This window comes from Corynebacterium variabile (assembly GCF_006539825.1).
GTDB classification, from domain to species: Bacteria; Actinomycetota; Actinomycetes; order Mycobacteriales; family Mycobacteriaceae; genus Corynebacterium; species Corynebacterium variabile.
Genome location: NZ_BJNT01000005.1, coordinates 204,834 through 226,125, shown reverse-complemented (window position 1 = coordinate 226,125; position 21,292 = coordinate 204,834). Strand labels below are relative to the sequence as shown.

The 21,292-nt window shown below is 68.0% G+C and carries 23 protein-coding genes; 15 read left to right on the top strand and 8 right to left on the bottom strand.

Going from position 1 to position 21,292, the window contains the following annotated elements:
* Positions 1 to 46 precede the first annotated feature (46 nt).
* Both CVA01_RS04300 and msrA read left to right on the top strand, forming a co-directional pair.
* On the top strand, positions 47 to 1,795 hold the full coding sequence (locus tag CVA01_RS04300; RefSeq protein ID WP_244938141.1) for a ribonuclease H-like domain-containing protein: 1,749 nt from the start codon (positions 47 to 49) through the stop codon (positions 1,793 to 1,795).
* A 44-nt stretch (positions 1,796 to 1,839) separates the two neighbouring features.
* A complete protein-coding gene (msrA, locus tag CVA01_RS04295; protein WP_141328931.1) occupies positions 1,840 to 2,508 on the top strand; it encodes a peptide-methionine (S)-S-oxide reductase MsrA in 669 nt (222 codons plus the stop codon).
* A gap of 13 nt (positions 2,509 to 2,521) precedes the next feature.
* On the opposite strand, the gene ybaK is transcribed toward msrA, so the two are convergent.
* Both ybaK and CVA01_RS04285 read right to left on the bottom strand, forming a co-directional pair.
* Positions 2,522 to 3,049: a Cys-tRNA(Pro) deacylase gene (gene ybaK / locus CVA01_RS04290; protein WP_141328882.1), complete on the bottom strand. Its 528-nt coding sequence runs from the start codon at positions 3,047 to 3,049 to the stop codon at positions 2,522 to 2,524.
* A gap of 184 nt (positions 3,050 to 3,233) precedes the next feature.
* Positions 3,234 to 3,836, bottom strand: coding sequence for a superoxide dismutase (locus CVA01_RS04285; protein ID WP_141328880.1), 603 nt, complete (start codon positions 3,834 to 3,836; stop codon positions 3,234 to 3,236).
* 203 nt (positions 3,837 to 4,039) lie between these two features.
* Between CVA01_RS04285 and CVA01_RS04280 the strand changes: the two genes are divergently transcribed.
* Positions 4,040 to 5,014 (top strand): L-lactate dehydrogenase, encoded by a 975-nt coding sequence (locus CVA01_RS04280; protein WP_141328878.1) that lies wholly within the window; start codon positions 4,040 to 4,042, stop codon positions 5,012 to 5,014.
* A gap of 10 nt (positions 5,015 to 5,024) precedes the next feature.
* On the opposite strand, the gene CVA01_RS04275 is transcribed toward CVA01_RS04280, so the two are convergent.
* Positions 5,025 to 5,936 (bottom strand): patatin-like phospholipase family protein, encoded by a 912-nt coding sequence (locus tag CVA01_RS04275; protein ID WP_141328876.1) that lies wholly within the window; start codon positions 5,934 to 5,936, stop codon positions 5,025 to 5,027.
* 42 nt (positions 5,937 to 5,978) lie between these two features.
* Here CVA01_RS04275 and CVA01_RS04270 point away from each other — a divergent pair, with 42 nt between their 5' ends.
* The 3 genes from CVA01_RS04270 to tpx are packed head-to-tail and all read left to right on the top strand — an operon-like array spanning position 5,979 to position 8,238.
* Positions 5,979 to 6,767 (top strand): glycerophosphodiester phosphodiesterase, encoded by a 789-nt coding sequence (locus CVA01_RS04270; protein WP_141328874.1) that lies wholly within the window; start codon positions 5,979 to 5,981, stop codon positions 6,765 to 6,767.
* A gap of 14 nt (positions 6,768 to 6,781) precedes the next feature.
* Positions 6,782 to 7,723, top strand: a complete 942-nt coding sequence (locus tag CVA01_RS04265) for a DUF5926 family protein (protein ID WP_141328872.1) — start codon at positions 6,782 to 6,784, stop codon at positions 7,721 to 7,723.
* 20 nt (positions 7,724 to 7,743) lie between these two features.
* Positions 7,744 to 8,238 (top strand): thiol peroxidase, encoded by a 495-nt coding sequence (tpx, locus tag CVA01_RS04260; RefSeq protein ID WP_141328870.1) that lies wholly within the window; start codon positions 7,744 to 7,746, stop codon positions 8,236 to 8,238.
* A gap of 19 nt (positions 8,239 to 8,257) precedes the next feature.
* On the opposite strand, the gene CVA01_RS04255 is transcribed toward tpx, so the two are convergent.
* A complete protein-coding gene (locus tag CVA01_RS04255; RefSeq protein WP_170209693.1) occupies positions 8,258 to 9,523 on the bottom strand; it encodes an LCP family protein in 1,266 nt (421 codons plus the stop codon).
* Between the two features lie 109 nt (positions 9,524 to 9,632).
* Here CVA01_RS04255 and CVA01_RS04250 point away from each other — a divergent pair, with 109 nt between their 5' ends.
* A complete protein-coding gene (locus CVA01_RS04250) occupies positions 9,633 to 10,031 on the top strand; it encodes a hypothetical protein (RefSeq protein ID WP_073884798.1) in 399 nt (132 codons plus the stop codon).
* A 311-nt stretch (positions 10,032 to 10,342) separates the two neighbouring features.
* Here the strand turns inward: CVA01_RS04250 and CVA01_RS04245 are convergent, their stop codons facing one another.
* Both CVA01_RS04245 and CVA01_RS04240 read right to left on the bottom strand, forming a co-directional pair.
* Positions 10,343 to 11,158, bottom strand: a complete 816-nt coding sequence (locus CVA01_RS04245) for a CPBP family intramembrane glutamic endopeptidase (RefSeq protein ID WP_244938140.1) — start codon at positions 11,156 to 11,158, stop codon at positions 10,343 to 10,345.
* On the bottom strand, positions 11,148 to 12,557 hold the full coding sequence (locus tag CVA01_RS04240; RefSeq protein ID WP_170209692.1) for an amidase family protein: 1,410 nt from the start codon (positions 12,555 to 12,557) through the stop codon (positions 11,148 to 11,150). Before CVA01_RS04240 ends, CVA01_RS04245 begins: the two co-directional genes overlap by 11 nt.
* Positions 12,558 to 12,597: 40 nt before the next feature.
* On the opposite strand from CVA01_RS04240, the gene pheA reads away from it, so the two are divergent.
* The 3 genes from pheA (at position 12,598) to CVA01_RS04225 (ending at position 15,938) form a co-directional block, all read left to right on the top strand.
* Positions 12,598 to 13,536, top strand: coding sequence for a prephenate dehydratase (pheA, locus tag CVA01_RS04235; protein ID WP_041630320.1), 939 nt, complete (start codon positions 12,598 to 12,600; stop codon positions 13,534 to 13,536).
* Positions 13,533 to 14,342, top strand: a complete 810-nt coding sequence (locus CVA01_RS04230; RefSeq protein ID WP_141328866.1) for a histidine phosphatase family protein — start codon at positions 13,533 to 13,535, stop codon at positions 14,340 to 14,342. The genes pheA and CVA01_RS04230 overlap by 4 nt, the downstream gene beginning before the upstream one ends.
* Before the next feature lie 69 nt (positions 14,343 to 14,411).
* Positions 14,412 to 15,938, top strand: coding sequence for an MFS transporter (locus tag CVA01_RS04225; RefSeq protein ID WP_141328864.1), 1,527 nt, complete (start codon positions 14,412 to 14,414; stop codon positions 15,936 to 15,938).
* Positions 15,939 to 16,152: 214 nt separating this feature from the next.
* On the opposite strand, the gene CVA01_RS04220 is transcribed toward CVA01_RS04225, so the two are convergent.
* On the bottom strand, positions 16,153 to 16,500 hold the full coding sequence (locus CVA01_RS04220) for a metallopeptidase family protein (protein ID WP_014008750.1): 348 nt from the start codon (positions 16,498 to 16,500) through the stop codon (positions 16,153 to 16,155).
* A 242-nt stretch (positions 16,501 to 16,742) separates the two neighbouring features.
* Here CVA01_RS04220 and CVA01_RS04215 point away from each other — a divergent pair, with 242 nt between their 5' ends.
* From CVA01_RS04215 to CVA01_RS04200, 4 genes are all read left to right on the top strand, one after another.
* Positions 16,743 to 17,075 carry a hypothetical protein gene (locus CVA01_RS04215; protein WP_141328862.1) on the top strand — a complete coding sequence of 111 codons (333 nt, stop codon included), beginning with the start codon at positions 16,743 to 16,745 and terminating at the stop codon, positions 17,073 to 17,075.
* The gene (locus CVA01_RS04210) at positions 17,075 to 17,338 is read left to right on the top strand and encodes a hypothetical protein (RefSeq protein WP_141328860.1); all 264 of its coding nucleotides are present in this window, start codon (positions 17,075 to 17,077) and stop codon (positions 17,336 to 17,338) included. Before CVA01_RS04215 ends, CVA01_RS04210 begins: the two co-directional genes overlap by 1 nt.
* Positions 17,339 to 17,359: 21 nt before the next feature.
* A complete protein-coding gene (locus CVA01_RS04205; protein ID WP_170209691.1) occupies positions 17,360 to 17,539 on the top strand; it encodes a hypothetical protein in 180 nt (59 codons plus the stop codon).
* 342 nt (positions 17,540 to 17,881) lie between these two features.
* Positions 17,882 to 18,880, top strand: a complete 999-nt coding sequence (locus tag CVA01_RS04200; RefSeq protein ID WP_141328856.1) for a hypothetical protein — start codon at positions 17,882 to 17,884, stop codon at positions 18,878 to 18,880.
* Positions 18,881 to 18,882: 2 nt separating this feature from the next.
* Here the strand turns inward: CVA01_RS04200 and CVA01_RS04195 are convergent, their stop codons facing one another.
* Entirely contained in the window at positions 18,883 to 19,878 is a 996-nt protein-coding gene (locus CVA01_RS04195) for a septum formation family protein (RefSeq protein ID WP_141328925.1), read from the bottom strand.
* Between the two features lie 116 nt (positions 19,879 to 19,994).
* Here CVA01_RS04195 and serS point away from each other — a divergent pair, with 116 nt between their 5' ends.
* Positions 19,995 to 21,269: a serine--tRNA ligase gene (gene serS / locus CVA01_RS04190; RefSeq protein WP_141328854.1), complete on the top strand. Its 1,275-nt coding sequence runs from the start codon at positions 19,995 to 19,997 to the stop codon at positions 21,267 to 21,269.
* Positions 21,270 to 21,292 lie beyond the last annotated feature (23 nt).

The following is a 21,292-nucleotide window of genomic DNA, read 5'->3' as shown; positions in this document are numbered from 1 at the left end:
CGTGTGTTTCTGGTGGACCACTCTAGCCAATAGGATGGGACCTATTGTGACGAACCACCTTCTGCCGGTCACACCGGTGACTCCCGCAGACCTCACCGGTTGCCGCCGACGCAGTATCCTGCTGCGCGCCGCGACCGCAGGACGCGTCACCCCGGAACTCTCCCTGGCCGCCAGGGCCGACCGTCAGGCCCACCGGCAGCGCGCCGCCCTGCGCCGTACTGCCGTGACCTCCGCACTTCCCACCACCGCCCGTCGTGGTGACCGGGTGACGTTCAGCCGTACCGACATCGTCGACGACGGCACCGCCGAGGAGCAGACCCTGGAGGCCCTGGCCGCCGGGGTCCGCGTCATCACCGGGGCCCGTCTCGCAGACGACGCCCTGGCCTGCGACATCGACCTGCTGGTCCGGCTCGACGACGGTGCGGGGATCAGTGCGTCCACCGCATACATGCCGGTGACCGTCACAGCGCACACCACCGCGCGTCGGACGAAGGGGCCCGTCGCGGAGAAGAACAGTGTCCGGGTGGTGGACGTCGCCGCGCTCGGCCTGTCCACGCCGGTCGTCGCCCCACTGAAGCACCGCAGCAACGCCGTCGACTCCCAGAAGGTCGCCGTCGCCCATGTCCTGCTCGACCGGCTCGGGCTGGCGTCCGGGGACGTCGGATTCATCGGCGGCGGTGCCGGAGGGACCACCGGGGTCGGCGGTTACGCCCGGTGCGTCGTCATCACCGCCGACCGTGTCCTCGACGGCCTGGAGCGTGCCCTCGAGGCTCCCGTCCCGGCCCACCCCGTCCGGGTCCGGGAATGTGCCGACTGCGAGTTCCACAACCACTGCCGTTGCGAACTGGTCGACAGCGGCGACCTCAGCCTCATGCTTCCCGGGGACCGGGGGCGGCAGTGGCGCGAGCTCGGCGTCCACACCCTGCCGGATCTCGCGGCGCTCGCCGACCGGCCCGCGGAGCTGACGACTTTTCCCGGAGTCAACCGGGAGGACCCGGCCCTGGCGGCCGCGTGGATGGCCGGGGTGGAGTTCCTGCGGCGACCGCTGCGCCGGTGGATCACCGGACCCGACCTGTGGTGCGGTCACGCCTTCCGCATGCCCGGACACCTCGGCGACGGCGAACTGCCGATGGCCGGGGAGATCGGGGACGCCGTGGAGATCGACGTCGACATGGAGGCCCACCCCTCGCGCGGCACCTTCCTCTGGGGCACCTTCGACGGCTCCGAGTACCGTCCCTTCACCGACTTCAGCCGCGACGGGGATGAGGGGGAGCATGTCGCCCGGTACTGGACCTGGCTCATGGCCCGTCGCCGTGCCGCGCATGACTCCTACCGCGTCTTCCGCACCTACTGCTACTCCCAGCAGGGGGAGAACCACTGGATGCGCAGTTACGCGACCCGCTTCGGCGGACGCGAGTACGCGCCGGGCATCATCATGCCGACCCTCTCCGAGGTCAACGCCTTCCTCAACTCGCCCGAATGGGTCGACGTCTTCGCCCTGGTGAAGACCGCCCTGGCGGCGAACGGGTCACTGGGACTGAAATCCGTGGCGAGGCTGGCAGGTTTCACCTTCAGCCAGGAGGACGTCGACGGCCGGGCTGCGGTCGACCTCTTCGAGATCGCGGTCGGGGACGTCGACGGGGATGCGGACTCCGACGACGGTGCGCGTGCCGAGGCGTCCTCCCGGGCCCGGCGTACCCTGGAGCGTTACAACGCCGACGACTGCTACGCACCTGCCGCGGTGCGTCGTTGGCTGCGGCTCGGGGCACCGGGTGTCCCGCCGCTGGAGTACTGAGAAGGGACGGGACAACCGTGGATTTCCTGCAACGACTGATGGCCATGAACTCGTCCGGTCCGTTCCACGCGGAACGGCCGGACGCTGAGACAGCGCTCAAGGGCGGACGCCACCCCGTGCTGACCGATCCGAAGCCCCACACCGTCCTGGGGACGCCGGTCACCGGGCCGTGGAAGGACGGTCAGCAGCACATCGTGCTGGGACTGGGCTGCTTCTGGGGCGCAGAGAAGCTGCTGTGGCAGATCGACGGGGTGGAGGCCACCTCGGTGGGGTACGCCGGCGGCTACACGCCCAACCCGACCTACCGTGAGGTGTGCACCGGGCGGACCGGGCACTCCGAGGTCGTCGACGTGGTCTGGGATCCGTCGGTGGTCTCGCTCGAGTCGATCCTCAAGGTCGCACTCGAGAACCATGATCCGACCCAGGGCGACCGGCAGGGCAATGACGTCGGCTCGCAGTACCGTTCGGTGATCTTCCCGGTCGGCACGCCGGAGGAGGTCGCCTCGCAGATCGGGATCGCCCGTTCGGTGGTCGCGTCCTACGGGGAGCGGCTGAGGGACGCCGGCTACGGCGACATCACCACCGAGATCGTGCCGCTGGCCGAGACTCCGGCGGGGGAGTACTACCTGGCCGAGGACGAGCACCAGCAGTATCTGGACAAGAACCCGGACGGCTACTGCCCGGTCCATGCCACCGGTGTGACCTGCGGGTAGGGGTCCCGGGTTGTCAGTGGTGCAGGTCTGTCCGGCCGATGGGGGCGACGGTGGCGTCCAGGACGGCCACCAGGTCTGCCGGGGTCAGCTGGACGTCGAAGCCGCGGCGTCCTCCTGAGACGAGGATGGTCTCCTCGGACGCGGCCTCCGCGTCCAGCACCGTGGCCAGTCGCTTCTTCTGGCCGAGCGGGCTGATGCCGCCGACGATGTAGCCGGTGGAACGCTCGGCGGCCTTCGGGTCCGCCATCGTCGCCTTCTTCGCCCCGAACGCCGAGGCGGCGGCCTTGAGGTCGAGCATCATCGTCACCGGGACGACCGTGACTCCCATGCGCCCGTCATGCGGGCCGCCGTCGAGGTCGACGAGGAGGGTCTTGCAGATCTGCCGGGCCGGCATGTCGAGCGCGGCCGCCGCCTCGTCCCCGTAGTCCTCGACCTCGGGATCATGCTCGAAGGTGCGGACGGTGAAGTCGACACCGGCCTTCTCGAGTGCGAGCACGGCGGGCGTGGCCCCGTGCTGCTTCTTCCTGTCTTTCTTGCTCACCTTCGCCAGCCTAGCGCTCGCCAGCCTAGCGCTCCCACCGACACATGCGACACGGGCGCCTCACGGTGGTTCCGGGGATGGAAACCACCCTGAGACGCCCGTGTCAGGACCTCACAGGGGAGTCGGTGAAGACTTTCCGTACAACCGCCTGGAGCGGTCCGGCGCTACAGAACTGCTGGAGCTCCTAGGCCTTGGCGGCGGCGAAGCGCTCGGCGACGTCGTCCCAGTTGAAGACGTTCCAGACGGCCTTGACGTAGTCGGCCTTGACGTTCTTGTACTGGAGGTAGAAGGCGTGCTCCCACATGTCCAGCATGAGCAGCGGGGTGAAGTTCACTGAGGTGTTGCCCTGCTGGTCGGTCAGCTGCTCGACGATGAGGCGGCCGGCGATGTGGTCGTAACCCAGGACGGCCCAGCCGGAGCCCTGCAGGCCCAGGGCGGCACCGTTGAAGTTCGCCTGGAACTTCTCGAAGGAACCGAAGTCGCGGTTGATGGCCTCAGCCAGCTCGCCGGTGGGCTCGCCGCCACCGTTCGGGGAGAGGTTCTTCCAGAAGATGGAGTGGTTGGTGTGGCCACCGAGGTTGAAGGCCAGGTTCTTGGACAGCGCACGGATGGTGTCCGGGTTGCCGCCCTCCTCGCGGGCCTTCTCGAGGGCCTCCAGCGCGGCGTTGGCGCCGGCGACGTAGGTCGCGTGGTGCTTGTCGTGGTGGAGGGTCATGATCTCGGCGGAGATGTGCGGCTCCAGCGCATCGTAGGCGTAGGGGAGCTCGGGAAGTTCGTACACGGCCATGTTTCGTGGTCCTTTCGTCATAACGTCTGTTACGGCTTCCAGTGTGGCCCGAAATTCCTGACCGTGCAATGGTCAGCAATTCGAAAAAGAAAGTTCAGACTAATGAACTCGCTGGGTAATGCGACATTCTCCACCCCGTTCGCCCGGGCATTCCGCGGCTACTCTTGAGCATGTATCCACCACAACGACGGAAGGACCGCGCCATGACCACCACAGGCGCCACCACCACTGCCACGAAGATCGTCCTCATCGGTGCCGGCGATGTCGGCGTCGCCTACGCCTTCGCCCTGATCAACCAGGGACTCTGCGACCGCTTCGTCCTCATCGACCTCGACGAGAAGAAGACCTGGGGTCAGGTCCAGGACCTCAACCACGCCGTCCCCTGGTCCAACCACCGCACCGTCATCACCCAGGGTGACTACCCCGACTGCGCGGACGCCGACATCGTCTGCATCTGCGCCGGCGCCGCCCAGAAGCCCGGCGAAACCCGACTGGATCTCGTCGAAAAGAACGTCGGGATCTTCCGCGGCATCGTCGGTTCCGTCCGCGATTCCGGATTCGACGGCATCTACCTGGTCGCGTCCAATCCGGTGGACATCCTCAGCTACGTCACCTGGAAGGTGTCCGGGCTCCCTTCCCACCGCGTCATCGGCTCCGGCACGGTGCTGGACACCGCCCGGCTGCGCTGGGCCCTCGGCAACCACTTCGACATCGCCCCGACCTCGGTCCACGCCTACGTCATCGGCGAGCACGGGGACACCGAACTGCCCGTCTGGTCGGCGGGTTCGGTCGCCGGCGTCCCGCTGTCGACCCGTCTGGCCGCCACCGGCGGCACCGAGACCGCCGACCGGATCTTCGCGCAGACCAGGGACGCCGCCTACGAGATCATCAAGGCCAAGGGGTCGACCAGTTTCGGCATCGGTCAGGGCCTCGCCCGGATCACCGCGGCCGTCCTCGGTAACGAGGATGTCGCACTGCCGGTGTCCACGCTGGTCGACGGGATCTACGGCCGGGAAGGACGCCGCCCCCTCTACATCGGGACCCCCGCCGTCATCGCGCGCGACGGCGTCCGCGAAGCGGTCGAACTGCCGTTGGACGCCACGGAGCGCGGACAGTTCGCGCACTCCGCCGACACTCTCGAGCAGGTCATGGAGGATGCCGGCGTCTTCGATCTCTAGAGCGACGTCGCTAGAGTCCGAGGAACCGCTTGATCAGCGGTATCTCCTCGCGGGCCTGCGCCAGGCCCGCCTCGTAGGTCTCCGCGAGTTCGTTGAGCTTGCGGGTGCCGTTGCCGATCGGCATCCGGTGCGGGGCGAAGATGTACGCCCGCCCCAGCCGCTCCTGCTCGAAGATCCAGTCGCGGGTCCGGTTGTAGCGCATGTGCCGGTCATGCATGGACGTCGCCAGCGCGGGGTACTGCGGGAACCACCGCTTCACCGCCCAGGTGAACTTGGTCGCCTTCTTCCGGTAGGAGCGCGTCCTCGTCATGATGACCAGGAAGCGGTCGAAGCCCTCTATCTCGCGGGCGGAGTCGATGGGGATGCCACCGGTCGGCCCGAAAGCGCCGTCGAAGTAGATCTCCCCGCCGATGCGCGTCGGCGGCATGAGGACCGGGAGGGACGCCGAGGCGCGGGCGTGGAGCAGGAAATCGTCGAGGCCGGTCATGTCGGCCTTGCTCCAGTGGACGGTCTCGCCGGTGCGTCCGTTGAACCCGGAGATGCGGAAGTCGCCGGGGTTGGCCTTCATGGCGGCCCAGTCGGGGGCCATGCGCCGGTCCTCGACACGGGCCGTGCCGCTGAAGAGGTACTTCGTGTTGAAGAAGCCGTCGCCGCGGAGGAAGGGACGGATGCCACCGAACAGCGGATCTCCGGGGAAGACCGTGTAGTACTCGCGGGCGAGTTCGGGTTCGTGGGAGAGGTAGGTCGCCACGTGCACCGCGGAGCCGGAGTTCCCGTAGGTCCAGTCGAAGGAGATCCCTTCCTCGTCCAGCGCCTGCACCATCGCCGAGGAGAAGGCGGACCGCATCGCGCCCCCCTCGAACACCAGCGCCGTGTCGCTGACGGACGGGAGAGGGGTACCGACTGCCGGGTTTTCTGCCACGGGAGTCAGCCTACCGTGACCGCGGTGACTACCGTGTGAGACGTGAAGATCATCGCGCACCGCGGCGCCAGCGGCTATCACCCGGAAATGACGCAGGACGCCTACGAGACGGCGTTCGCCCTGGGAGCCGACGGTGTGGAGTGCGATATCCAGCTTACCGCCGACGGCGTGGCGGTCTGCCTCCACGACCCGACGGTCGACCGCACCTCCGACGGCACCGGCGCGGTGAACTCGAAGAACCTCGCCGAACTGCGGGAACTGAACTTCGGCACCGCAGAGCGTCCGCAGCGGATCCTCACCCTCGCCGAGCTGCTGGAGCTGGTGAAGGACGCGCAGCGTCCCGACTACCGCCCGGAGATCTTCGTGGAGACCAAGCGGCTCGACACTGTCGCCGAGCGCCGCGGCCAGCTGGAACAGGCCCTGCAGCGTGACCTCGTGGCGGCGGGGCTGGCTGACGGGCCCGGTGCGGACCCTGCTGCGGGGCCTGTCCACCTCATCTCCTTCGACCCCGGCTCTCTCGCCCGGTTCCGCAGGATCAACCCCGGCATCCACCGCGTCTACCTGCGCAAGAAGTACACCGGCTGGAAGATCGTCCGTCGGCTGGAGCCGGCCTGCGTCGCCCAGTCCCCGGGCTTCGCCGTGAGCCGTGCACGGACCGCACCACAGAGCCTGGGGGACGCACCGTCGAACACCTACCTGTACACACTGAACAGCGCGGGGAACGTCCGGTGGGCGCAGCGTCACGGTATCGGGTGGATCGCCACGGACTACCCGGACCGGGCCCGCGGGTGGTGCGAGGGGGCGACCCGTTCCTTCAGCCTGAGCCGCTGACATACACTGGCCGGGTGGCCAAGAAGAAGAAGAACGAAGAAGTCCTGCCCGAGGGCATGAGCCGCCGCCAGGCGAAGCTCGCCCGCCGCGCCGCCGAGCGCGCCGCCTTTGAGCGCGACCCCCGCCCCTACGACGGCTTCGCGGCCGAGGCCGACCTCGTCGCGATGCAGGAGTTCGTCCCCTCGGCGCACTTCCTCGCCGAGACGGTGGCGGACGCCGCGTTCCCCCGCCCGGTGCGCATCGTCACCGTGCTGCCGGGTGCGGTCGCCGCCCTGGTCCGCCCGGAGGAGGAGGGTGGCGAGGCACTCGTCGCCCTGCAGACCGCCCAGCGCGGCAACAACCCGAACCGCGACCTCGCCTTCGCACTGAACTGGGCGAAGGACGCCGCGCCGGGTGCCTCCCTGGAGACCGGTGTCGCCGACGGCTCCGAGCCGGCGCTGGACACCCTGCTCGCCAAGGACCAGACCCCGCTCATCGAGGTCGCCGAGGACTTCAACTGGTGGCTCACCGAGGACCAGCAGTCCAACCCGACCGTGCAGCAGACCCTGCAGCAGGCCAATGACTCGGTCCTGCCGTCCGAGCGCATCGACGCCCCCGTCACCGGTGCCGCCTGGTGGATCGACCCGGGCGAGAAGGCCCACATCCGGTGGATCCGCCCGGAGACCGAGAACGTGCTGCTGCCGGCCCTGGCCCGCGTGCACGCCGCCGGTGAGCTGAACCTCGGCGAAGACACCCGCTTCGCCGGTGTCTTCCGCACCCACGGCCTGCTCGTCCCGGTCTTCGACCTGGACAACACGGTCACCGCGCCGGAGTTCGCCGCCCCGCTGGAGAAGCTGGACGCCCGGCTCGCCGCCGCCCTCGACGAGCTCGCCGGTTCCGGGGACGCCGCCCAGCTCACCGCCGAGGAGCAGAAGTCGAAGCAGACGATCATCGCCCGTGAGGTCACGATCCGCTAGAACCGTGTAGAAACGGTGGCATGGCTGATACCGCATTCTCCGGAACCCCCGCCCACACCGTCGGCGATCTTCCCGCCGTCGGTGCTGCGGCGCCCGCTTTCACCACCGTCAACGCCGACCTGCAGGATGTCTCGCTGAGCGACTTCGCCGGCAAGCGCGTGATCCTCAACATCTTCCCGTCGGTCGACACCGGCGTGTGCGCGAACTCCGAGCGTGAGTTCAACAAGCGCGCCACCGGCCTGGACAACACGGTCGTCGTCTCGGTCTCCAAGGACCTCCCCTTCGCCCTGGGCCGCTTCTGCGCCGCCGAGGGCATCGAGAACGTCACCGCGACCTCGTCGTTCCGCTCTTCCTTCAGCGAGGACTACGGTGTGCGTCTCCTCGATTCCCCGCTGGCCGGTGTGCTGGCCCGCGCGGTCGTCGTCATCGACACCGACGGCACCGTGCTCCACACCGAGCTCGTCCCCGAGATCACCACCGAGCCCGACTACGACGCCGCCCTCGCGGCGCTCTAGTCAGCGCTAGTCAGCGCCCTCAGCGCATAGTCGAGAACAGTTCTTCCGCGGCAGCGTCGTCCCACAGGACGACGCTGCCGGCGTCTGTGTCGGCGAAACCGCCGACCGGGACGGTCTGCTGCTCGGAACCGCGGACCAGGCCCAGACCCAGGGACGCCAGGTGCCAGACGTGGTCCCCGTTGTCCACGGTGACGGCGTCCGTCAGGTTGCTGATCAGGGGGAAGGCCCGGAACGGGTTGATCATCGTCGAGAGGGACCCCACCTTCTTGATCACCGCGGTGAGGAACTCGCGCTGCCGCTCGACGCGGTCGAGGTCACCGTTGGCCGAGGTGTAGCGGGTACGCACGTAACCCAGCGCAGTCGGGCCGTCCATCTTCTGGCAGCCGGCCTCGACATTCAGGCCCGCCATCGGGTCGTCGATGGGTTCCTTGGGGCACAGGGTGACGCCACCGACGGCGTCCACGATCCCGGCGAAGCCGGCGAACCCGAGCTCCATGTAGTGGTCGATGCGCATGCCGGTGTTCTGCTCGACGGTCTGCTGCAGCAGCTGTGGACCGCCGTAGGAGAAGGCGGAGTTGATCTTGTCCATGCCGTAGCCGGGGACCTCCACGTAGGAGTCGCGCGGGATGGAGACCATCGTCGGCTTGCCGCCGACCGACGGGACGTGGACGACGATGATGGTGTCCGTGCGCTGCCCGCCCTCGGAGAGGTCGCCGGCGGCGTAGCGTTCGCCGTCCTCGTCGGACAGTCCCTCGCGGGAATCCGAGCCGACGAGCAGCCAGTTCGTGCCCTTCGTGTTCCCGGTGGCGGAGTCGGTGAGCGCGTCGATCCGGTTGAGGCTGGAATCGACCCACCACGCCGTACCGCCGACGATCACGACAATCACCAGCAGGAGGACGCCGAGGATGCGTCCGATGCGCGGGCGACGGCGCCGCCTCTTCTGGCGCGGTGCCCGGGGCGGGGCCTGGCGGGGTGGCTGGTTCTGCGGCTCCGGGCGCTGCATCGGCGGCATCGGCTGCTGGCCGGGATCGCGCGGCGGGTACTGGTCGCGGTAGGGCTGCCGGCCCTGCTGCTGGTTCCCGTCGCGCCGGTACTGCGGGGGAGCGGGCTGGTCGCCCGGGCCCTGCGGGGAGGGGGCGTCCCCGTACATCCGGGTGCTGTTGTCCTCGGGTCGCGCCTCGGGTCGACGCGGCACCGGGTTGCCGAACCGGTCACGCAGGACGCGCCCGAGGTGGTCCCGGGCGTAATTGTCGCTTCCGTCGTCCGGTCGGGGAGGTTGGGTCATGGAGGACAGCATAACGAAGGGCGCGGGGGAGCTGATCATCCTCGGGGATGAGATGAGGTCGGTAGCGGCCGGTTCGGTCCCCGGGGTGAACGTCGATACTCTTGTATCCATGAGTGATGAGACCCTGGGCCTGCTGGCCGGTGTACTGGCGGTAGTCGCGGCATGGATCGTCTTCGCGATGGTCCGGGCGGTGGCGAAGGGGCAGCTGTCACGGGACAGTGGCTTCGGCCTGGTCACCCCGACCGTGAAGAAGACTGACGCAACCTGGTCCGCAGGTCACGAGGCTGCGCTGCCGGTCGCGAAGAAGACCATCGCCGTGACCGCGGGTGTGTGGCTGGTCGCCCTGGTCATCGGCCTGATCGTGCAGGCGGACTGGGCCGGCTACCTGGGCCTGGTGCCCTACGTCGTGGTGGTCGGTGGTTTCGTGCCGATGGTCAGGGCGGCGAACGCGGCGGCCGTCGAGGCGGCGAAGAAGGGTTCGCGCGGGAAGAAGAAGCGGAAGCGGTAGGCACCCCGCACGCAGCGGAGCCGCAGGTGCCGGACCTCTCGGTACCGGGCGCCTGCGGCTCCGTCTTTCCCGACACCACCGGTGCCACCGTCCTCGCTACGGTGGCACCGGCGCCGCGGCCGGACCGGATCACGCAGGTCGGCCGGGGTGTCGGGGCCCTCTCAGGACGCCGCCCCCTCTCAGTGGCTGACGTCCATATGAAGCACTGTAGAACCTGGTACTTGTGCGGCCATGACACCGACGTCCGTGTTCGCGGATGATTCGCTGTCAGTCCGGTGGACACCGGCTGGCAGGGGTGCGAGTGCCCGCCCCTACAACCCCGGTACTCCGCCGAGCACCTGGTAACCGACGAAGGCGACCGTGTCGATGAGCCCGTGCGCTATGACCAGCGGCCACACCTTCCCGGTCCGCCAGAAGAAGAACACGAACACCAGCCCCATGACGATGTTTCCCAGTCCGGCGGAATAGCCCTGGTAGAGGTGGTAACTGCCGCGCAGTGCCGACGAGGCCACGAACACCCACACCCACGGCACCTGCAACTGCCGCAGCCGCGACACCAGCCATGCCACCACGATGATCTCCTCGGCGAAGCCGTTCGCCCAGGCGTTGATGACCAGCAGCAGCACATCGCCGACCGAGGAGTCTAACCCCGAGGCCATGACCTGCTTCGACAGGTTCAGCTGGACCGCCACCACGTAGAACACCAGACCCGGCAGCCCGATCAGCGCAGCCAGTCCGGCTCCCGGCAACACATCGCGCCGGGAAGGACGCAGCGGCGAGATCCCGGCCAACCACACCGGGACATGCCTGAGCAGCAGGAACACCGCCAGCCCACCCCAGGCGAGCAGCACCCCGGAACTGATGAGCTGGAACAGCGGGTCGAGCCAGGCCAGTGAGGACTTCTCTGCGTTGAGGGTGGTGGTCTGCTTGTTGAGCTTCGTCGGCGTCGTCGCGGACTCGAGCAGTCGCAGCGCCGCCCGCACACCCGAAGTGCCGAAGGTGACGGCGAGGACCAGCACGATCTCCCAGCGCAGAGCACGGCGGTCGGCGTCCGCGGTCACCGCCTCCGGCTGCACCGGGGAGGGGGCGGCCAACCACCGGCGGACGCGGCCCTGGTCAGTGGTCATGCGAGTGTCCGTGGGTGTGCCCGGCCACGACGGGCCGGTACCGAAGCGACTCGATGTTTCCGGGCTCTGCCACCGTGAACCAGGACGCGTCCGCATCGCCGGAACCGATCATCCGCGCCACGGCGTCCTGCAGATGGGCACCGAGTGCGAGCAGCGTCGCGGCGTCCACCCGGTCGCCGACGGCACCCAGGTGCACCGAGACCGGCCACTGCCCGGGGGCAGCGGCGACGAGCGGCACCGACAGGGCTGCCCAACCGGTGAGGTTCCACAGGGTGGCCCACGGCGTCCACGCGGTCTGCGCGAGGAAGTCGAGACGGTGCGATCCGGCCAGCGCCAGCGACGAGAAGGCGCCGACCGGTGGCGGTGCGCAGGCCAGGGTGGGGGTCACGACCACATCGACCTCCGGCCAGGCACGTTCGATGTCGCCGGGCAGGACGCGCAGGGACGCCGCGGCGTCCTCGATATCGGACGCCGCCAGCGCCCGCCCCTGCTCCTTGAGCCAGCCGGGCATCGGGCCCAGCGGGTCGGGCAGGCCCGCGCACCGGGCGGCCATGATGCGGGAGAAGACCGCGAACCGCTCCACGGGGTATGGGGCATCGACCGGGACAACACCACTGACCTGCGGGTGGGTCACCAGCAACGCGGCGGACGCGGTGGTGGCCGTGGCGATCCGCGGGTCCACCGCCGTCGGCCCGGCCTGCCCCGGATCCCCGTGGAAGGGCACCGTGGACATGCCCAGGCGCAGGCCCGGGCGCACCGGGGTGGTGGAGGCCAGATCATAGGCCCGCGCCGTGAGCGTCAGGTCGCGGGCGATGAAGCCCTGCGCCGCCGGATTCGGCAGTGCCCGGGATGCGGCACCGGACCCGAAGACCCGGTGTGCCGGCTTCAACCCGGGCAGGCCGACCGCCGCCGCCGGCACCCGGATCGACCCGCCACCGTCGTTGGCGTGGGCGATGTCGACGATCCCGCGGGCCACCGCCACCGCCGCCCCGGAGGAGGACCCGCCGGTCGTCATCCGCGGGTCGACCGGGTTCACCGGGCCCGGACCGCCTCCGACCAGGTCAGGCTCGGTGTAGACCGTCGCCCCGTACTCTGCGGTGACCGAGGCGCCGACCAGCGATGCGCCGGTGGCGAGCAGGCTGCGGACCGTTGAGTCGTGCTCGTCGGCGACCTCCTCATGGGCGGGACTGCCGAACCCGGTGGTCTCCCCGGCGACCCGCTGCAGATCCTTGACCAGCACCTCGACCTCACGCAGCGTGCCGGTGGTCTCCGCGCAGCCGCTGGTGTGCGGGATGTCGTACATCCGGGCGACCCCCAGCTCGGCGGCACTGAGCCCGGTCGACGCGGTGGCCGCGGCCAGGCGTGCGGCGGTGGTGGTCGGTGTTCCGGGCGTTCCCATGGTGACCCAGCGTAGCGCTCGCCCAGGTAGGTTGATGGGCATGACCACCGTCGCTTTCCTCGGGCCCAGGGGCACCTTCACCGAACAGGCTGTCCTCGACTTCACGACCGCCGGGCATCTGCCGGCGGACGCCGACCACGTCACCGTCACCTCTCCGGCGATCGCCCTGGACATGGTGCGTTCCGGGGAGGCGGACGTCGCCTGCGTCGCCCTGGAATCCAGTGTCGACGGCCCGGTGACCCAGACCTTCGACGCCTTCACCGTCGGTTCCGAACTGCAGATCGTGCGGGAACATGATGTGCCCGTCGCCTTCCAGTTGCTCGTCCGCCCGGGTACGACGCTGGCCGACGTGAGGACGCTGACCTGCCATCCGGTGGCGTACAACCAGACGGCGAACTGGCGTGGGGTCACATTGCCGGACGTCACCTTCGTCGCAGCGTCCTCCAATGGTGCCGGGGCCACCGCCGTCGCCGCCGGGGAGGTGGACGCCGCCCTCGCGCCCGCCCGCGCCGGGGAGCTCAACGGGTTGGAGACCCTCGCCGACGGCATCAACGACCTGCCGGATGCCCGTACCAGGTTCGTGCTGCTCACCAGGCCGCAGACCCCGCCGGCCCGGACCGGCAACGACCGCACCGCGATCGTGCTGCGGGTACCGAATGAGCCGGCGTCGCTGGTGATGGCACTGATGGAGCTGGCGACGCGCCGGGTGGACATGTCTCGGATCGAGTCGCGGCCCACCCGGGAGAAGGCCGGCACGTACAACTTCCATGTCGAGGTCGCCGGGCACATCGATGATCCGGCCGTGGCTGAGGCACTTGCCGGGCTGTACCGCTACGCCGAGCGGTTCCGGTACCTGGGGTCCTGGCCGCAGGAGGGCTGGGTCGGCGGGGTGAACGGGCCGTCCGGGTCGATGCCGCCGGACTACACGGAGTCGAGGGCGTGGATCGAGGCGCGGACGAAGGGGGAGCCGTACGCATGACCCGGCTGCTGCTGATCCGTCACGGACAGACGACGTCGAATGTCTCCCACTCGCTGGACACGAATCTGCCCGGTGCCGCATTGACAGAACTGGGCAGGTCACAGGCCTACGCTGCCGGTGAACTCATCGCGGGGGAGTACGGAGCGCAGGACGCTTCAGGGGTCGGTCTGACCCTGGCGTCCTCCCAGGCGTTGCGGGCGCAGCAGACCGCGAAGGGGATCGTCGAGGGTGCCGCCGGGGCCGGGCTGGTGCTGCCGACGCCGGACGCGTGGCCGGGGATCTCTGAGATCCCGGCCGGTGACTACGAGATGCGCAGTGATCCCGAGGCCCAGTACAACTACCACCGGTTCTTCGGCGAGTGGCTGGGTGGGTCGCTGGATCTGGCGATGCCCGGGGCGCTGACCGGACGTGAGGTGGTCAGCCGCTACCTCGACACACTGCTGCCGCAGCTGGTCACGGCGCAGTCGACGGGCTCTGATCTGGCGGTGGTGAGTCACGGAGCGGTGATCCGTCTGGTGGCCGGGTTCCTCGGCAGGGTCGAGCCGGAGTGGGCGGTGCGCTCGCTGCTGCCGAACTCCTCCCGGGTGGAGCTGGAGGTGCCGGAACTGGGACCGGGGGCTTCGTTGCCGTCAACCGTCCTGCCGACGCTTCCCACGACGGACGCCCCGATGCTCCACACGGCGGCGTGGGTGCCGGAGAAGGACGTGGCATCGAGATTTGTCGGAGAAACACTGACCGACGTCATTTCCGCTGGTTGGAAGGTTACTGAGTGGGGTGGGCACGGAGAACCTCCCCGGTTAACATAGGTCACTTAGTTATATCTTCCCCTGGTTTCCGCTACGGTCGATCGGGTTCGACTATAGGAAGGAACCGTTGTGGCTAACAATGCCCACACCCCGGCGCCGATCCAGGCGAGCGACATTCACGTCGTGGACCAGTCAAAGATGAAGAAGGCGCTGCGCGCCACACTGCTCGGGAACTTCATGGAGTGGTACGACATCGGAGTCTTCTCCTATGTCATGACCTACATCACCCTCCACTTCTTCCCGCTGCCCTCACCGTGGGACGGGCTGGCGAGCTTCGCCACCCTCGCGGTGACATTCCTCGTCCGCCCGCTCGGCGGACTGATCCTCGGCCCCATCGGGGACCGGGTGGGACGCAAGGCGATCCTCGCGTTCACGATCATCATGATGTCCGCAGGCACGTTCCTCATCGGCTGCCTGCCGACCTACCAGCAGATCGGCATCGTCGCCCCGGTCCTGCTGATCCTGCTGAAGTTCATCCAGGGCTTCTCGACCGGCGGCGAGTACGCCGGCGCGGCGACGTTCATCGCCGAGTACGCCTCGGACAAGAAGCGCGGCTTCTGGGGGTCCTTCCTGGACCTCGGCTCCTACCTGGGCTTCGCTGCCGCGGCCGCCCTGGTCTCGATTCTGGAGGTGGTGACGACGGACGCCCAGATGGAGTCCTGGGGCTGGCGTGTCGCTTTCTGGGTTGCACTGCCGCTGGGCCTGGTCGGCCTGTACATGCGCTCCAGTATCGAGGAGTCACAGGCCTTCGAGGCTGTGCAGGAGAGCCGTGAGGAGCGCGTCGGTGACACTGTCGACGTGTCCTCCCAGGAGGGCGAGGACGCCGCCACCGCGGCGTCCGGCGGTAATACCACGAGCCTGATGGGGCAGGTCAGCTACCTGTTCCGCAACTTCGGGGCGGAGATCCTCATGGGTTCCGCGCTGGTCATGTGTGCCCAGGTCGTCGGTTACGCGCTGACGACGTTCATGCCGACCTACCTCACCGACACGCTCGGTTACGACACCGTCCACGGCAATGCCCTGCTGGTGCCGGTGCTGATCATCGTCTCTGTCGGACTGCCGCTGTTCGGGTCCCTGTCCGACCGGATCGGTCGCCGCCCGGTGATGATCGCCGGCTGTGTGGTCGGTGTGGTCTTCGCGATCCCTGCCTTCGCGCTGATGATGCTGGACCACGTGTGGTCCACGCTGGCGGGCCTGATGATCATCGGTGTGATCATGATGTTCCAGGTTTCGATCCAGGCCTCGGCCCTGCCGTCCCTGTTCCCGACGGCCAGCCGGTACACGGCGATGGGCCTGATGTTCAATGTCGCGGTCGCCCTGTTCGGTGGTACCACCGGGTTCGTCATCACCGCGCTGCAGAACATCATCGGTTCCGACTATGCCGGTGCGTACTACATCATGTTCGCCTGCATCGTCGGCGGCATGGGTGTGTACTTCATGCGGGAGTCTGCGGGACGCAACCTGCTCGGCTCCATGCCGGTCGTCGACGAGGAGCATGAGGTCGCCGAGGTTCTCGAGGGGCTCGAGACCAATGAGAAGTACGACCTCGACACCATGCCGATCGAGGGTGCTGAGTCTGTGGGCGCCCGGGTCTAACCTGCGGGCTGGGACGGCGGCATCGCGCAGTCTGAGGCTGTTGGCAGGGTGACGAAAACAGCCTGACGCTGCGTACTGCCGACAACGGCGGACGCATCATGGTCCGGGCCAGCATGATCACCGCTACCCCGTGCAGGTGTGCGTCGACGGGGTGGAATCTTCTGCCCGGACCAACCGGTCGACGCGCACCTGCAGCGCACCCGGAGTCCCGGGCTCAACCCCAGCCGAGCTCGTGGAGCCGGGCATCGTCGATGCCGAAGTGATGCCCGATCTCGTGGACGACGGTGATGGCGACCTGTTCCACCAGCTCATCGTGGGAGCGGCACCAGTCGCACAGGGCGCCCCGGTAGATGCTGATCTTGTCCGGCAGGTACGTCGGCCATTCGACGGAGCGCTCGGTGAGTGCGACTCCGTGGTAGAGGCCGAGGAGGGTGGGGTCCTCCTCATTGCGGTCCTCGACGACGATGGCGACGTTGTTCAGGCTGTTGAGGAGTTTCCGGGGGATCATGTCGAGTCCCCGGTCGACGAGTTCCTCGAACTCTTCGTCGGTGACCTCGACCATGGGGAGCCTCCGGATTGTTCATGTCAGGTGGTGTGGTTACTGGGATCGAGTGTAGTTGTGGTGGGCACAGCGAGGAGGAGCGAGGACGCAGCAATACCCTGACATGGATCGAAGCACAATCTATGTCAGTTATGAGGTTTCCTCTGCGCGACTCAGTGTGCTGCTGATAGGTTTCCCGAGATGACTATCTGTAGCGGACGTTACAGAGTGGTCCTGTTGACGTACCTGTATCTGGAGGAACCATGACTGACCTGAACTCTTCACGACCCTCGGGGCTGCGGCGCTGGGCCACCCGCGGTGCTGTCGCCGTCGCCGGTCTCGGCGCTATCGCCGGAGCGATGGCGCCGGCCGCGTCGGCTGCCCCGGCGGCAGGCTCGAACAAGGCGACAATGTGCAGTTGGCAGAATGATGTGCGTGTCGGTCCCGTGCACGGCGGTCGGACCCAGGGTGACTGCCGTGTCTACCCGGGTCAGGAGCTCTGGAGTACCAATGGTGGCAGGAACATCATCTCCCTCGGCCAGGTCATCCTGCCCGGCGGCATCAACTACTCCGCCTGGGTCGACAAGGTCTGGTGATGGGGCCTGCCGATTACCGGGGTCGGTTGACGGCCGGTTTTCTCTGGGTATTCAGCGTCGGAGGAGTCGTCGGTCTCGGCGTCCTGTCCGTCGGGAGTGACTGGGCGGGGGAGTACGCCGCTCCGCTCGCAGCAGCAGCGCTTCCCCTTCTGCTGCTGGTCCAGGACGTCGCGACCCGTGCTCGTCCGGAGGACGCCGACAGCCGGATCCCGACCGCTCCTGGAACTGTGTGGACCCTGTCGCTGGGCGGCAAGCTGATGTAGCTCGCCCCGGTGGTGATCCTCATGCTCGCGACGTTCGGGTTCGGTATATGGGCATCCGGCCAGGATCAGTCCGCCAGTCAGGAGCGGCGGGCAACGGGAATGGTGGTCATAGCGGTCGTCGGCCTGGTGTTCGTGCTCGTCGAACTGTTCAGGAACCGGCGACTCGAGTTCGACGGCCGGTACTGCCGGATGCGCGCGTAGCGTCGTCATTTCCGCTTCACTCCGGAGTCGCTGCATGCCAGCAGCCTGCGGACGCTGTCGGGATGGTGCGTCACGGCAGAGACCCTGTCGACAGATCACTACGGTCGTCAGGTCTGGACTCCGTGGCGGATCGAGGTTCCGGCCCGCGGGTGGAACTTCGACAAGGAGGGAACCCCGTTCGCGGACGAGGAACGTGCCGAGGAGGCTGGACAGTCCCAGCAGGTTCTCCCGGGATTCGGGTCGCAGTCCGCGCCGGTGGATTCCGCTGGCGGCGGGCCTCTTCCGAAGAACTGGTGGGACGAGTGACACTGCCTGGTGCTGTGGTCCGGAATCTTCTTCTTGATGTCGGAACTCGGTCCGACCAGCCTGCAGCTCACCGGAAGCGCTCTCCGGCTCAGTGTCGGTAGGCAGAGCTCTTTCACGGCTCAGTTGAACCGTCACTCCCTCGCCACCGTTCTGGCCACCCGGTACCGGGGCTTCAGCACTCCTGATCAACTCAGGCTGGCGGTCTATCCGTCGGTGGAATCCCGCGTGTTCGGGGTCCGCAAGCAACGAAGGGTTCTCGTTGTTCCGGGGACTGCCTTCCCGGATCTGGACATGTATGCGCTGAGAGGTCTTGTCAATGCGCGCGGGGCGGAAGGCGGAGAGGTCCCACCGAAGAAGGACTACGAGGTTCTGCCGGAGTTCCGTCTTGCGGCCGCGGCAACCACAGTGGTGGTGCTCGCGCTTCTCGCCGTTGCCACAGTGACGTGTACCGGCTGCGATCCCGTGCTGGCGGCACTCGTCGCCGTTGTCCTCTTTCTCCCTGTGACCGGCATCCAACCCCGTGCGAGCATCCTGCGTCCCGAACTCAGTGGCGGCCCGCGGGGTTGGTCGGGACCCTGGAGAATTCGGTGCGGCTACCCGTGGCCCGTTCTTGCCCCTCTGATGGGCGTGCTGGTCCTCGGCGCCGTCGTCGGAATTAAGGGGCTGCTCGGCGCCACCCCGAACGATTCCCTGGGGTGGCTGCTCTTCATCGCAGGCGCTGCGGCCCCGTTGACGGTGTGGGGCTACCAGGCAGTCGGTGCGTCCGTGCTCCGTGTCGACGACGAGGATGTGTTGCGCATCCGTCTCGGACGCCTGGTCCGGGCAAGGGTCGCGCTCGCGGATATCACCACCGCGGAAGTGGATACCGTCCTGTGGCACCGGGTGCGCGTCCGCTCGGACGGGGATATTCATCTGCACGTTCTCGGATCTGACTTCGACATCAGAACGCTGACGCTCCCCGCGCCGTTCCTTCACGGCGATCACATGAAGGAACTGGCGGCGCTGCTCATTGATCGGTCCACCGCGGCACGGTAACCCTACTTCTTCGGGTTCCGCGCCGGCTGCGGCTCCGGCGGGTTGCCGTCGATGGTGAACCCGTTGCGCACATCCCCGGCCAGGTCGGCGAAGCTGCCGTCCTCACGTCCCTTCGTCAGCGCACAGTTCACCGTCCGCGACCCGGCATTCCAGGAATCCTCTGCGATGGAGGTCCAGAACGGGGCCAGTGTCGACTGGTAGAGCGCCCCGTCCCCGGCGTCCCCACCGCCCAGGTAGTCGACCGCCGCCGCCTGGCACACTCCGGCCAGCCACTTGTTCTGGTCGTCCACCGTCGGCCATGCGCCGTCGAAGTTGTCGCCCAGGTTCACGACCTTTGTCACCTGCCACGAATGCGGCTGCTCACACGGCACCTCAGACGCCGTGTTCCCGTCGGCGCGGACGCAGGCGTCCACCTCCGAGAAGCGCGACTGGTCCGCTCCGGCGGCCACGCCGGTGACCTCCTCGGCGGTGCCGTCGACATCCGTCTCCATCACACCGCACAGCAGGGTTCGGTCGCCCTCGGCCCAGCCCTCAGCGGGCGGCAGGATCGGCGAGATCGTGTACCGGCCATTCGGGTCCAGCTTGCCGCCCATGTACTCCGTCACCGGGCCGGTGCACAGCTCTGCAGTCAGCTGCGACTGGCGCTCCAGGTTCGGCTGCGGGGCGTCCTCCCCGAACTCACTGGACGGGTACTGCGACAGGTCCTCCCTGGTCGCGACCTCGAAACGGTGCGGCTGCGCGCAGTCCACCGTGACGATGTCGCGCGTCACCTCCCCGTCCTGCGTCCAGTTCAGGCAACTGCCCTCGTCCGCGTCAGTGAAGGACGCCGGCTCAGATGCCACGTCCTCTTTCTCAGGGACGACCGGGCTGGACCCGTCCGGACTGACGACCGCGTACATCGCCGCAGCCACGCCACCGCACAGTGCGGCGACGAGCACGGTCTTCAGGACGCGGCGACGGCGCGGGTGCAGCGGACGCTCAGCGGACTCAGTCTGCACAACCGGCTCAGCGTGCTCAGTGTGCTCAGTCTGCTCAGGACGCTCAGGGGACGGCGAGGGCGTTTCAGAGGACATGCTGACCATTGTGTCATGCCGGTGCCGCTAAGCTGGTCGTCATGATTGATCTGAAGTTCCTCCGGGAGAACCCCGACGTCGTCCGAGATTCACAGCGCACCCGTGGCGAGGACCCGTCGCTGGTCGACCAGCTCCTGGAAGCCGATCAGCGCCGACGCGACCTCATCGCCGCCGCAGACACCGCCCGCGGCGAGGCCAAGGCCTACTCCAGGTCCATGGGCAAGCAGATGAAGGATGCCACCTCCGAGGAGCGTGAGCAGCTCAAGGCCAGGGGCAAGGAGCTCGCCGAGGCCGTCAAGAAGATCGAGGCCGACGAGAAGGACGCCGAGCAGGACGTCCACGACCTCCAGTTCAGGATCTCCAACATCGTCACCGGTGCCCCGGCCGGCGGCGAGGACGATTTCGTCGTCCTCGAGCACATCGGCACCCCGCGCGAGTTCGACTTCGAGCCCAAGGACCACCTGGAGCTCGGCGAGTCCCTCGGCCTGATCGACATGGAGCGCGGCGCGAAGGTCTCCGGCGCCCGCTTCTACTTCCTCACCGGCGACGGCGCCCTGCTCCAGCTCGCCATGCTGCAGCTCGCCGCCCGCAAGGCCGTCGAGCACGGCTTCCAGCTCATGATCCCGCCGGTGCTCGTGCGCCCCGAGATCATGGCCGGTACCGGCTTCCTCGGCGCCCACGCCGACGAGATCTACCACCTCGACGAGGACGACCTCTTCCTCGTCGGCACCTCCGAGGTCGCCCTGGCCGGCTACCACTCCGACGAGATCATCGACCTCTCCGAGGGACCCGTGAAGTACGCCGGCTGGTCCTCCTGCTTCCGTCGTGAGGCCGGTTCCTACGGCAAGGACACCCGCGGCATCCTCCGCGTCCACCAGTTCGACAAGGTCGAGATGTTCGTCTACGCCAAGCCGGAGGACGCCGAGGAGATCCACCAGCAGCTGCTGGCCATGGAGAAGGACATGCTCGCCGCCGTCGAGGTGCCCTACCGCGTCATCGACGTCGCCGGCGGGGACCTGGGCTCCTCCGCGTCCCGCAAGTTCGACACCGAGGCCTGGGTCCCGACCCAGAACACCTACCGCGAGCTGACCTCCACCTCGAACTGCACCACTTTCCAGGCGCGGCGTCTCAAGACCCGCTACCGTGACGAGAACGGCAAGGCGCAGACCGCCGCCACGCTCAACGGCACCCTGGCCACCACCCGGTGGCTCGTCGCCATCCTGGAGAACAACCAGCAGGCCGACGGCTCCGTCGTCGTCCCCGAGGCACTGCGCCCGTTCATCGGCAAGGACGTCCTGACACCCAAGAGCAAGTAGAACTGAAGACGTAGAAGAGGTAG